At 72.4% G+C, this 12,574-nt stretch carries 10 protein-coding genes; 9 read left to right on the top strand and 1 reads right to left on the bottom strand.

Features of this window, described 5'->3' with window-relative positions; genetic code table 11:
- The 8 genes from murG to K7G61_RS20505 all read left to right on the top strand — a co-directional run bounded on the left by murG (position 1) and on the right by K7G61_RS20505 (position 7,396).
- Positions 1–1,092: an undecaprenyldiphospho-muramoylpentapeptide beta-N-acetylglucosaminyltransferase gene (gene murG / locus K7G61_RS20540; RefSeq protein ID WP_225848364.1), complete on the top strand. Its 1,092-nt coding sequence runs from the start codon at positions 1–3 to the stop codon at positions 1,090–1,092.
- Positions 1,093–1,215: 123 nt separating this feature from the next.
- Positions 1,216–2,013 carry an FtsQ-type POTRA domain-containing protein gene (locus K7G61_RS20535; RefSeq protein ID WP_225848363.1) on the top strand — a complete coding sequence of 266 codons (798 nt, stop codon included), beginning with the start codon at positions 1,216–1,218 and terminating at the stop codon, positions 2,011–2,013.
- Positions 2,014–2,289: 276 nt separating this feature from the next.
- A complete protein-coding gene (gene ftsZ / locus K7G61_RS20530; RefSeq protein WP_225848362.1) occupies positions 2,290–3,513 on the top strand; it encodes a cell division protein FtsZ in 1,224 nt (407 codons plus the stop codon).
- Positions 3,514–3,523: 10 nt separating this feature from the next.
- Complete coding sequence (pgeF, locus tag K7G61_RS20525) at positions 3,524–4,261, top strand: peptidoglycan editing factor PgeF (RefSeq protein ID WP_225848361.1); 738 nt, start codon at positions 3,524–3,526, stop codon at positions 4,259–4,261.
- Positions 4,262–4,389: 128 nt separating this feature from the next.
- Positions 4,390–5,109, top strand: coding sequence for a YggS family pyridoxal phosphate-dependent enzyme (locus K7G61_RS20520; protein WP_225848440.1), 720 nt, complete (start codon positions 4,390–4,392; stop codon positions 5,107–5,109).
- Positions 5,110–5,202: 93 nt separating this feature from the next.
- A complete protein-coding gene (locus K7G61_RS20515) occupies positions 5,203–5,826 on the top strand; it encodes a cell division protein SepF (RefSeq protein WP_225848439.1) in 624 nt (207 codons plus the stop codon).
- 81 nt (positions 5,827–5,907) lie between these two features.
- Positions 5,908–6,195: a YggT family protein gene (locus K7G61_RS20510; protein WP_225848360.1), complete on the top strand. Its 288-nt coding sequence runs from the start codon at positions 5,908–5,910 to the stop codon at positions 6,193–6,195.
- Positions 6,196–6,241: 46 nt separating this feature from the next.
- Positions 6,242–7,396, top strand: coding sequence for a DivIVA domain-containing protein (locus K7G61_RS20505; RefSeq protein WP_225848359.1), 1,155 nt, complete (start codon positions 6,242–6,244; stop codon positions 7,394–7,396).
- 135 nt (positions 7,397–7,531) lie between these two features.
- Here the strand turns inward: K7G61_RS20505 and ileS are convergent, their stop codons facing one another.
- Positions 7,532–10,702, bottom strand: a complete 3,171-nt coding sequence (gene ileS / locus K7G61_RS20500; protein WP_225848358.1) for an isoleucine--tRNA ligase — start codon at positions 10,700–10,702, stop codon at positions 7,532–7,534.
- Between the two features lie 602 nt (positions 10,703–11,304).
- On the opposite strand from ileS, the gene K7G61_RS36515 reads away from it, so the two are divergent.
- Positions 11,305–12,513, top strand: a complete 1,209-nt coding sequence (locus tag K7G61_RS36515; protein WP_263984619.1) for a TraR/DksA family transcriptional regulator — start codon at positions 11,305–11,307, stop codon at positions 12,511–12,513.
- Positions 12,514–12,574: the final 61 nt, after the last annotated feature.

Raw genomic sequence — 12,574 nt, 5'->3', positions numbered from 1 at the left:
GTGCATGTCGTACTCGCCGGTGGGGGGACCGCCGGCCACATCGAGCCTGCGCTCGCGCTCGCCGATGCCCTGCGCAGGCAGGACCCGACCGTGGGGATCACGGCGCTCGGCACCGAGAAGGGGCTGGAGACCAGGCTGGTGCCCGAGCGCGGGTACGAACTGGCGCTGATCCCGGCCGTGCCGCTGCCGCGCCGCCCCACCCCTGAGCTCATCACCGTACCGGGACGGCTGCGCGGCACCATCAAGGCCGCCGAGCAGGTGCTGGAGCGCACCAAGGCCGACTGCGTCGTCGGCTTCGGCGGATACGTGGCGCTGCCCGGCTACCTCGCCGCCAAGCGCCTCGGCGTACCGATCGTGGTCCACGAGGCCAACGCCAGGCCGGGCCTGGCCAACAAGATCGGCTCCCGCTACGCGCACGCCGTCGCCGTCTCCACCCCCGACAGCAAGCTGCGCGACGCCCGCTACATCGGCATCCCGCTGCGCCGCACCATCGCCACCCTGGACCGGGCCGCGGCCCGCCCCGAGGCCCGGCACGCCTTCGGCCTCGACCAGAACCTGCCCACGCTCCTCGTCTCCGGCGGCTCCCAGGGCGCGCGCCGGCTCAACGAGGTGATCGCCACCGTCGCCCCGCGCCTGCAGCAGTCCGGCATCCAGATCCTCCACGCGGTCGGCCCGAAGAACGAACTGCCGCGGTCGGACAACATGCCCGGCATGCCGCCGTACCGCCCCGTCCCCTACCTCGACCGGATGGACCTGGCGTACGCCGCCGCCGACATGATGCTGTGCCGGGCCGGCGCCATGACCGTCGCCGAACTGTCCGCGGTGGGCCTGCCCGCCGCCTATGTGCCGCTGCCCATCGGCAACGGCGAGCAGCGCCTGAACGCCCAGCCCGTCGTCAAGGCGGGCGGCGGTCTCCTCGTCGACGACGCCGACTTGACGCCCGAGTGGGTACTCTCGCACGTCCTGCCCGTCCTCACCGACGCGCACCGCCTCTACGACATGTCCCGCGCGGCGGCGGAGTTCGGGCGGCGCGACGCGGACGAGTTGCTCGTCGCCATGGTGTACGAGGCGGTCGCCGCCCGTCGGCGGTAGGCGGTTCGCACCCGGGTGGCGCGTGTGCCGCGTCCTCGGACACGCGCACAAAGGACGGGCGTGCGCACCCGGGGAGGTGCACGATAAGCGCGAGGGGACGTCGAACGTACGGGAGGGCCGCAAGTGAGCGGGCTGGAGGCCAGGCCACCGCGCGCGCAGGCGCGGCCGCAGGAGCCGGCGACCCCGGCGCCCCGCCGGCCGGTGCCGCGCCTCGGGCCGCCGCGGCGGCGCACCGTCCTGGTCCTCCTGGTCGCCGTCACCGTGCTGCTCGGCGGCGGGACATGGGCGGTGTACGGCTCGCCCTGGTTCCGGGCGACGAAGGTGCGGGTCGAGGGCAACAAGGAGCTGACGGTGGATCAGGTGGAGCGCGCCGCGCGGGTTCCGCTCGGCGGGGCGCTGGTGTCGGTGGACACCGGCGCGGTGCGCCGGCGGCTGCTCAAGGCGCTGCCGCGCATCGACCGGGTCGCCGTGGACCGCTCCTGGCCCCACACGGTCACCGTGGAGGTGACCGAGCGGGTCGCCGCGGCGGTGGTGCGCAGCGGCCGCGCGTACACCGAAGTGGACGGGCGGGGTGTGCGGTTCGCGACCGTGGACCGGCCGCCGGCTGGCGTACCGCTCGTACAGCTCCTCCCGGCGTCCTTCGCGGGCCCGCGGCAGTTCGGCGCGAAGGACCTGCTGCGGGGCGCGATCACCGTGGCCGCCGACCTTCCGCGGGCGGTACGCGCGAGGGCGCGGGCGGTCCGGGTCAGGTCCTACGACGGCATCACCGTGGAACTGTCCGGCGGCCGCGAGGTGGTGTGGGGCAGTCCCGAGCAGGGCGCGCGCAAGGCCGCCGTGCTGACCGCGCTGATGACGGCGCGGCCGCACGCCGTCCGCTACGACGTCAGCGCGCCCACCTCGCCTGCGGCGGCGGGAAGTTGACGGCCCGCCGGGCGGCCCGCCGGACAGCCCGGCCGGGCGGCCCCGACCCCGGCACAGCGGCCGTCGGCGTGATCACATAGGGTGAAAAGAAAAACGGGAGGTTCGGCGTGTTCGTTGAACCTCCACCGCTTGTCGACTTAGTGTCTCGTCCCAAAGGAACACAGGTACCGGCACACTGGTAACCCTAAACCTGAGGGTCAGGGTTCGGCAGCGGGCACCGGCGAGCAGCACCGTCCGTCCCACACGATTCGTAACTCGAGGCGAGAGGCCTTCGACGTGGCAGCACCGCAGAACTACCTCGCAGTCATCAAGGTCGTCGGCATCGGCGGCGGTGGCGTCAACGCCATCAACCGGATGATCGAGGTCGGTCTCAAGGGCGTCGAGTTCATCGCGATCAACACCGATGCGCAGGCCCTGCTGATGAGCGACGCCGACGTCAAGCTCGATGTCGGCCGGGAGCTCACCCGCGGCCTGGGCGCCGGCGCCAACCCGGAGGTCGGCCGCAAGGCCGCCGAGGACCACCGGGAGGAGATCGAGGAGGTGCTCAAGGGCGCCGACATGGTCTTCGTGACCGCAGGCGAGGGCGGCGGCACCGGCACGGGCGGCGCGCCCGTGGTCGCCAACATCGCCCGCTCGCTGGGCGCCCTGACCATCGGCGTGGTCACCCGCCCCTTCACCTTCGAGGGCCGCCGCCGCGCCAACCAGGCCGAGGACGGCATCGCGGGTCTGCGGGAGAACGTGGACACGCTCATCGTGATCCCCAACGACCGGCTGCTGTCCATCTCCGACCGGCAGGTGAGCGTTCTCGACGCCTTCCGCTCCGCGGACCAGGTGCTGCTGTCGGGCGTCCAGGGCATCACCGACCTGATCACCACCCCCGGCCTGATCAACCTCGACTTCGCCGACGTGAAGTCCGTGATGTCCGAGGCCGGTTCCGCCCTCATGGGCATCGGCTCCGCCCGCGGCGACGACCGAGCCGTGGCCGCCGCCGAGATGGCCATCTCCTCGCCGCTGCTGGAGGCGTCCATCGACGGCGCCCGCGGTGTGCTGCTGTCCATCTCCGGCGGCTCCGACCTCGGCCTGTTCGAGATCAACGAGGCCGCCCAGCTGGTCAGCGAGGCCGCCCACCCCGAGGCCAACATCATCTTCGGCGCGGTCATCGACGACGCCCTCGGCGACGAGGTGCGGGTGACCGTGATCGCGGCCGGCTTCGACGGCGGCCAGCCGCCGGCCAAGGGCAGCCGCGACTCCTCCCGCGGCGGCTCCTACACCGCCCGCGACGAGACCGCGCCGCGCGGCGAGAGCCGCCCGGCCCCCTCGTTCGGCAGCGGCCCCGGCGCGCTGCCGCTGTCCTCCGCGCCCGCGGCCGACCGCGAGCCGGCGGACGAGCCGGCCGCCGAGACCACGGTGCCGCCGGTGATCCCGCCGATCGTGCCCCCGGCCCGGCCGTACCAGGACTCCGCGGCCGAGGAGCTCGACGTCCCCGACTTCCTGAAGTGACCGCCCGGCAGTGATAGGGCACCGAACCGCAGCGAACGGCGCGCACTTCGCCTTCACCGACAGGTGGGGCGGGGTGAGCGCCGTTCCGTATGACAGCCTCAACCTCGGCGGGGCGGTGGGCGACGACCCCGCCGCCGTCCACGCCAATCGCGAACGGGTGGCGGCCGCGCTCGGCCGCGACCCCGGCCGGGTGGTGTGGATGAACCAGGTGCACGGCCGCGAGGTCGCGGTGGTCGACGCCCCGTGGGGTGACGGCCCCGCGCCGGGGGTCGACGCGGTCGTCACCACCACGACCGACCTCACCCTCGCGGTGCTCACCGCCGACTGCGTGCCCGTGCTGCTCGCCGACCCGGTGGCGGGCGTGGCCGCGGCGGCGCACGCCGGCCGGCCCGGGATGGTCGCGGGCGTGGTACCGGCCGCAGTTGAGACGATGATCACACTTGGCGCCGACCCTGGTCGGACGATCGCCGCGCTCGGTCCGTCGGTATGCGGCAAATGCTACGAAGTGCCCGCCGCCATGCGGGAGGAGGCGGCCGCCGTCGTGCCCGAGGCGTACGCCGAGACGAGTTGGGGCACGCCCGCGCTCGACGTGAGCGCCGGCGTGCGCGCTCAACTCGCGCGCCTGGGCGTACGGATGCACGAGACCCCCGCCGTGTGCACCCTCGAATCCACCGATCACTACTCGTACCGCCGCGAGCGCCGCACCGGCCGCCTCGCGAGCTACATCTGGCTGGACGGCGCCGCGTGAACGACCCCGCACCACCCGGCTCGACCGGCCCCGAATCCACTGGCCCCGGCTCGACCGGCTCCGGCCCCGGCTCGACCGGCCCGGGTTCCACCGACCCGGGCACTTCGGGCACTCCGGTCGCACCCGATCTGTCGGGCAGATCCGCCGAACTCGCCGCGAACCTGGCGCGCGTGGAGTCCCGCATCGCCTCCGCCTGCGCCGCCGCCGGGCGTGATCGCGCGGAAGTGACCCTGATCGTGGTCACCAAGACGTATCCGGTTGACGACGTACGGCTGCTGGCCGGCCTCGGGGTGCGGGACATGGCGGAGAACCGCGACCAGGAGGCCGCGCGCAAGGCCGAGCAGACCGCCGATCTCCCGCTCACCTGGCACTTCGTGGGCCAGTTGCAGACCAACAAGGCGCGCTCCGTGGTGCGTTACGCCGACCACGTGCACTCCGTCGACCGGCTCCGGCTGGTCACCGCGCTGTCCAACGCGGCCACCGACCGCGGCCGGCGGGTGGGTTGCCTCGTCCAGGTGGCGCTGGACGCCGAGTCCGGTACGCAGGGCGAACGCGGCGGTGTGGCGCCGGACGGCGTGCAGGCGCTCGCCGACGCCGTGGCGGCCGCGCCGGGACTGCGGCTGGACGGAGTGATGACGGTCGCGCCGCTGGCCGGAGCCTACGCCGGCCAACCGCGCGCGGCCTTCGACCGGTTGAGGGAAATCTCATCCCGCCTGCGTGAATCGCATCCTGCTGCGAGCATGGTCTCGGCAGGGATGAGCCAGGATCTTGAGGAGGCCGTGGCGGCCGGGGCGACACATGTGCGCATCGGTACGGCGGTACTCGGAGTCCGTCCCGGGCTCCGGTAACGTCACCAACAAGTCGGACCACAGCATAAATATGGTGTGGCGGCCGTCGTCGCGGCGGCCGAGGACCGCAACCCCGCTGAGAGGACGCAGAGCATGGCCGGCGCGATGCGCAAGATGGCGGTCTACCTCGGCCTCGTGGAGGACGACGGATACGACGGGCCGGGATTTGACGCCGACGACGAGTTCGAGCCCGAGGTGGCCGCGCCGCCGAGCGGCCGGCCCGCCCCCGAGCCCGAACGCCCGCCCAGGCGCCAGCCCGTGCCGCCCGTGGAGCGGCACATCCCGCAGGACGAGCCGGCCCGCCTCGTCCACGCCCCCGCGCCCCGCGAACCGCGGATCGCGCCAGTGGCGTCCATCACACCCGACCGCCATCCCGAACGCCACAGTCTGGAGAAGAACGCACCGGTGATCATGCCCAAGGTCGTGTCAGAGCGCGAGCCGTACCGGATCACGACGCTCCACCCCCGGACGTACAACGAAGCCCGTACCATCGGGGAACACTTCCGCGAGGGGACGCCGGTGATCATGAACTTGACGGAGATGGACGACACGGACGCGAAGCGTCTGGTCGACTTCGCCGCGGGCCTGGTCTTCGGCCTCCACGGGAGCATCGAGCGGGTGACGCAGAAGGTCTTTCTGCTCTCGCCTGCTAACGTCGATGTCACGGCGGAGGACAAAGCCCGGATCGCAGAGGGCGGGTTCTTCAACCAGAGCTGAGCGAGAACGCAACCGTAGGGCCCGGCCGCAGGCCGAACGAGCTCCGGCCACGGCCGGACGAGCAGGGGAGAGGGAAGCGCGATGAGTGTCGCACTCCAGGTGCTGTACATCGCGTTGTACTGCTTCCTGTTCGTGCTGATTTTCCGATTGGTGATGGACTACGTCTTCCAGTTCGCCCGTTCGTGGCACCCTGGAAGGGCGATGGTGGTGGTCCTGGAGGGCGCCTACACTGTCACCGATCCGCCACTCAAGCTTCTGCGGCGGTTCATTCCGCCGCTGCGTCTCGGGGGCGTGGCGCTCGACCTGTCCTTCTTCGTTTTGATGATCATCGTGTACATCCTGATCTCCGTCGTCGGGGGTTTGATGTGAACGGTGCGGGCTCCCGATATGTCGACGATCACGTTGAGGTGAAGAGATGCCGCTGACCCCCGAGGACGTTCGGAACAAGCAGTTCACGACCGTCCGCCTCCGAGAGGGCTATGACGAGGACGAGGTCGACGCCTTCCTCGACGAGGTGGAGGCGGAACTGACCCGTCTGCTCCGCGAGAACGAGGATCTGCGGGCCAAACTCGCCGCGGCCACCCGCGCGGCCGCGCAGAACCAGCAGCAGGGGATGCGCAAGCCGGAACAGGACCGTCCCGTGCCCGCCGCCATATCCGGACCGCAGCCGGTGCCGCAGCAGATGCCCCAGCAGCAGATGGGTCCGCCCCAGCTGCCCGGCGGCGCGCCGCAGCTTCCGGCTGGTCCGAGCGCTCAGCAGCACGGTCCCGGCCCGATGGGCCAGCACCCGATGCAGGGCGGCCCCGGCCCGATGGGCCAGCACCCGATGCAGCAGCACCCGATGCAGGGCGGCCCCGGCCCGATGGGCGGCCACCCCATGCAGCAGCAGGGCCCCGGCGGCGACAGCGCCGCGCGAGTCCTGTCGCTGGCCCAGCAGACCGCGGACCAGGCCATCGCCGAGGCGCGGTCCGAGGCCAACAAGATCGTCGGCGAGGCGCGCAGCCGCGCGGAGGGCCTGGAGCGGGACGCCCGCGCCAAGGCCGACGCGCTGGAGCGGGACGCGCAGGAGAAGCACCGCGTCGCCATGGGCTCGCTGGAGTCCGCCCGCGCCACCCTTGAGCGCAAGGTCGAGGACCTGCGCGGCTTCGAGCGGGAGTACCGCACCCGGCTGAAGTCCTACCTGGAGTCCCAGCTGCGCCAGTTGGAGAACCAGGCGGACGACTCGCTGGCCCCGCCGCGCACCACCCCGGCGGCTCCGTCCCTGCCCTCCTCCTCCATGGGCGGCGGGACGATGGGCGGCAACACCATGGGCGGCAACACCATGGGTGCGGGCATGGGCGGTATGGCCCCGGCCGGCGCGGGCGCCATGTCCCACGGCAACTCCGGTCCCTCGTACGGGGGCGGTCAGGGCATGGGCGGTCACAACGGCGCCCCGTCCTACGGCGGCCAGCAGCAGATGTCGCCCGCGATGACGCAGCCGATGGCCCCGGTGCGGCCGCAGGGTCCGTCGCCCCTCCAGGGCGCGCCGACGCCTATGCGGGGGTTCCTGATCGACGAGGACGACAACTAGGCTCCGCGCTTTGCCAGGACCGGGCCCCCGGGGAACCTTCCCCGCAGGGGCCCGGCCCTTTTGCGCGCCCAGTGGACGCAAGGAACGCCGGCAGGGGTGCGGGATGCCGCGCCGGCACCCCGCACCCCTGTGCGCTCACGCCTTCCGCAGCCAGAAGGTCAGCCCCAGGCCCTCGTCGGAGAAGGCCGAACCGTAGGCCGCGTCCGGCGAACCCCCGGCGAAGTCGACCGCCAGGACCTCCTCCGCGATCAGCCCCGCGTGCGCGGACAGGGCCTGGGCGAGGTCCGCGCCGGCGGCCTCGTACCGTACGTGGATGCGGTCGGCCACCTCGAAGCCGCTGTTCTTGCGGCCGTCCTGGATGAGGCGGATGACTTCCCGGGCGAGCCCGGCCCGCCGCAACTCCGGTGTGATCGCGAGGTCGAGGGCCACCGTGGCGCCCGCGTCGGAGGCGACGGACCAGCCCTCGCGCGGGGTCTCGGTGACGATGACCTCGTCCGGGGACAGGGCGACGGCCTCGCCCTCGACGTCGACCGTGGCCGTGCCCTTGTCGCGCAGGTCCGCGGACAGGGCGGCGGCGTCGGCGGCGGCGACCGCGGCGGCCACGGCCTGGACCCGCTTGCCGAACCGCTTGCCCAGTACCCGGAAGTTGGCCTTGGCCGTCGTGTCGACCAGGGAGCCGCCCACCTCGGAGAGCGAGGCCAGCGCGGAGACGTTGAGCTCCTCGGCGATCTGGGCGCGCAGTTCCTCCGACAGGCCGGCGAAACCGGTGGCCGCGACCAGGGCGCGGCTGAGCGGCTGGCGGGTCTTGACGCCGGACTCGGCGCGGGTGGCCCGGCCGAGTTCGACCAGCCGCCGTACCAGCCGCATCCGCTCGGACAGGCCGGGGTCGATGAGCGTCTCGTCCGCCACCGGCCATGCCGCGAGGTGCACGGAGTCCGGCGCGTCGGGCGCCACCGGCACCACGAGGTCCTGCCAGACCCGCTCGGTGATGAACGGGACCAGCGGCGCCATCAGCCGCGTCACCGTCTCGACCACGTCGTGCAGGGTGCGCAGCGCCGCCGGGTCGCCCTGCCAGAACCGCCGCCGGGACCTGCGGACGTACCAGTTGGACAGATCGTCCACGAAGCCGGACAGCAGCTTGCCCGCGCGCTGGGTGTCGTACCCCTCCAGCGCCTCGGTCACGTCCCGCACCAGCGCGGCCAGCTCACCGGCCAGCCAGCGGTCGAGCAGCGGGCGGTCGGCGAGGGCGGGGTCGGCCGCGGACGGCGCCCAGCCGGAGGTGCGCGCGTACAGGGCCTGGAAGGCGACGGTGTTCCAGTACGTGAGCAGGGTCTTGCGGACGACCTCCTGGATCGTGCCGTGGCCCACCCGGCGGGCCGCCCACGGGGAGCCGCCGGCCGCCATGAACCAGCGCACCGCGTCCGCCCCGTGCCGCTCCATGAGCGGGATCGGTTCCAGGATGTTGCCCAGGTGCTTGGACATCTTGCGGCCGTCCTCGGCGAGGATGTGGCCCAGGCAGACCACGTTCTCGTACGACGACCTGCCGAACACCAGGGTGCCGACCGCCATGAGCGTGTAGAACCAGCCGCGGGTCTGGTCGATCGCCTCGGAGATGAACTGCGCGGGGTACGTGCGCTCGAAGACCTCCTTGTTGCGGTACGGGTAGCCCCACTGCGCGAACGGCATCGAGCCCGAGTCGTACCAGGCGTCGATCACCTCGGGCACGCGGGTGGCGGTCGCCGCGCAGGACGGGCAGGGGAAGGTGACCGCGTCGATGTACGGGCGGTGCGGGTCGAGGCCCGACTGGTCGGTGCCGGTCAGCTCCGACAGCTCGGCCAGCGAGCCCACGCAGGTCAGGTGGCCCTCCTCGCAGCGCCAGATGGGCAGCGGGGTGCCCCAGTAGCGGTTGCGGGACAGCGCCCAGTCGACGTTGTTGTCCAGCCAGTCCCCGTAGCGGCCGTGCTTGACCGACTCCGGGTACCAGTTGGTCCGCTCGTTCTCCCGCAGCAAGGCGTCCTTGACCGCGGTGGTGCGGATGTACCAGGACGGCTGGGCGTAGTACAGCAGCGCGGTGTGGCAGCGCCAGCAGTGCGGGTAGCTGTGCTCGTACGGAACGTGCCGGAACAGCTTGCCGGAGGACTCCAGTTCCGCCACCAGCGTCTCGTCGGCCTTCTTGAAGAACATCCCGCCGACCAGCGGCACCTGCGGCTCGAAGGTGCCGTCGGGGCGCACCGGGTTGACCACCGGCAGTCCGTAGCGGCGGCAGGTCTTCAGGTCGTCCTCACCGAAGGCGGGGGACTGGTGGACCAGGCCGGTGCCGTCCTCGGTGGTCACGTAGTCGGCGCACAGCACGTAGTGCGCGTCCGGGATGTCGACGAAGGAGAACGGCCGCTGGTAGGTCCAGCGCTCCATGTCGCGGCCGGTGAAGGTCTGCCCGGTCGCGGTCCATCCTCCCCCTGGGCCCAGGGGCCCGGGAGGTGCCCCCATCCCGAGCGCCTTGTCGAGCAGCGGCTCGGCGACCACGAGGTGCTCGTTCCCGTCGGTGGCCACCGCATAGGTGACGTCCGGGTGGACGGCCACCGCGGTGTTGGACACCAGCGTCCAGGGCGTCGTGGTCCACACCAGCAGGGACGCCTGCCCGGCCAGCGGGCCCGAGGTCAGCGGGAAGCGGACGTACACCGAGGGGTCGACGACCGTCTCGTAGCCCTGGGCGATCTCGTGGTCCGACAGGCCGGTCTGGTCACGCGGACACCAGGGCGCCACCCGGTAGTCCTGGACCAGCAGGTCCTTGCTGAAGATCTGCTTGAGCGACCACCACACCGACTCCACGTACTCCGGGTCCATGGTGCGGTAGGCGTCGTCGAGGTCCACCCAGTAGCCCATACGGGTGGTCAGCTCGGAGAAGGCGTCGGTGTGCCGGGTCACCGACTCGCGGCACTTGGCGTTGAACTCCGCGATGCCGTACGCCTCGATGTCCTGCTTCCCGGTGAAGCCCAGCTCCTTCTCGACCGCCAGCTCGACCGGCAGGCCGTGGCAGTCCCAGCCGGCCTTACGGGTCACGTGGTGGCCCTGCATGGTCTTGAAGCGCGGGAAGACGTCCTTGAAGACCCGCGCCTCGATGTGATGGGCGCCGGGCATGCCGTTGGCGGTCGGCGGGCCCTCGTAGAAGACCCACTCGGGGCGGCCCCGGGTCTGCTCCACGCTGCGGGCGAAGGTCTTGCGCTCACTCCACAGCGCCAGCACCTCGCGTTCGAGGGCGGGCAGGTCGACCTGGGCGGGCACCTGGCGGTACTGGGGCTGGCTCATCGGCGCTCTTCCTCCGGCGGACGCTCGTCGCTTGTCGCGGACTTCCGTCGGAGGGACGAGAACGCGCGCGCTCCCGCGGTACCACCCTCCTTGGCGGCTGCTCCCTCGCGGGCGCCCCGCCCCCTCATTGGCTGCGCGAAGCCGGTTCTACGGCCGCGGGCCCGGCTGTCGCCCGGCCACGGCTTTCTTCCGGCGGCTCCGGGGTGATCTTCACGTCGCGCACACCCCCGGGCTTCCACCGTCCCCGGGTCGCTCATGGCTGCGTGCGGCGCTACTCGTCCCATCCACGCCTTTCGCTGCGCCCAAGTGTACGGGGCGCGGCGGACGGCTCCGAACGAATCGGTGCCGGGGGCGGCCGTGCGCGGGCGCGGCGGGCGTGCGCCGGGGCCCGCCCCGGCTGACCCTAATGGACGCGCTCGCGCATGGTTGCGGTCACCTGCAGGAATACCTGGCGGAGAGCTGGGCACAACGGATGCAGGCCTCTTCGCCCCCGGGCGGAGGGCCGGCCAAGGAGCGCGCCCGCATTGCCGCGGGTCGGGAGCCGATTTACCGTTTCCGGCACGATTCGCGAACAAGATCACTGATGTGAAGGTGGCGCGGCCATGGTCGTGAAGAAGCGGGCGCCTGCGGCGGGCGGCTCCCGGAAGAAGGTGCCTGCGGTCCCCGCCGCCGAGCAGGTGCCGGAGCCCCCGGCGGCGTCCCCCAAGACGGCGAAGAAGGCTCCGGCGAAGAAGGCTCCGGCCAGGAAGGGCACGGCCGAGAAGGCGGCGGGGAAGAAGGCGGCCCCGAAGAAGGCCGCGACGAAGACAGCGGGAAAGACAGCGGGAAAGGCAGCGGCCAAGGCAGCGGGAAAGGCCGCATACAAGACCGCGGCCAAGAAGGCCGTCACCGGAAAGGCGGCGACGGGGGAGGCGGAGCCCGCGACGAAGGCGGCGGCCGAGAAGGCGGCCACCGAGAAGGCGGCCGGAAAGGCGGCGGCCGGGAAGAAGGCCGCGGTGAAAGCGCCGGTCAGGAAGGCGGCGGCCACCACAAGCGCGGCGAAGAAGGCGGCCGCGAAAAAGGCCGTCACCAAGAAGGCGGCCACCAAGAGGGCAGCCACCGAGGAGGGCGCCACCAAGAAGGCCGCCCCCAAAGAGGCCGCCACCAAGGCGGCGGCACGTAAGAAGACGGCCACCCAGGTCGCGGGCACCGCGCTCGCGGCAGGGGCGGCGGCAGGGAAGGAAGCGGCTCCCGGGGCCGGCGGCCGCAAGGCGGCGGCCGGCGGACGGGGCGCCGGGAAGGTCCCACCCGGGGAGGCCGGGAGGGAAGCGCGGGCGGCGCGGAAAGCGGCTGCCGGGGGTACCGAGGGGAAGGAGACGGCAGTGGGCAAGGTGGAAGCGGAGAAGACAGAGGTGCCCGCGGCCGGGGCCGCCGCGGAGCCGGGCGCGCTGGCCGTACTGCCCGGAGAGGACCCGTGGACCGACGAGGAGGTCGCCGAGGCGCGGGCCGAGCTGCTGGCAGAGGTGGAGCGGCTGCGCGACGAGATCGAGTCCTCCGAGGCGGCGGTCCAGGGCCTGATGCGCGACTCGGGCGACGGCGCGGGCGACGAGGCCGACACGGGCGCGAAGAACATCACCCGCGAGTACGAGATGGCGCTGGCGGCGAACACCCGCGAGACGCTCACTCAGGCGCAGCACGCCCTGCAGCGGCTGGACGAGGGCACCTACGGCCTGTGCGAGGTGTGCGGCCGGCCCATCGGAAAGGCGCGGATGCAGGCGTTCCCGCGGGCCACCCTGTGCCTGGACGACAAGCAGAAGCAGGAGCGGCGCTGACCCGGACCTTCGTACGGATGTGCCGTACCCTCGTTCTCACACGGACACCAGGGTTGAGGGA

The sequence above is a fragment of the Streptomyces sp. HPF1205 genome (assembly GCF_020400825.1).
Taxonomy (GTDB): Bacteria; Actinomycetota; Actinomycetes; order Streptomycetales; family Streptomycetaceae; genus Actinacidiphila.
The sequence above is the reverse complement of the archived record's forward strand: the minus strand, read 5'-3'. Positions and strand labels throughout refer to the sequence as shown.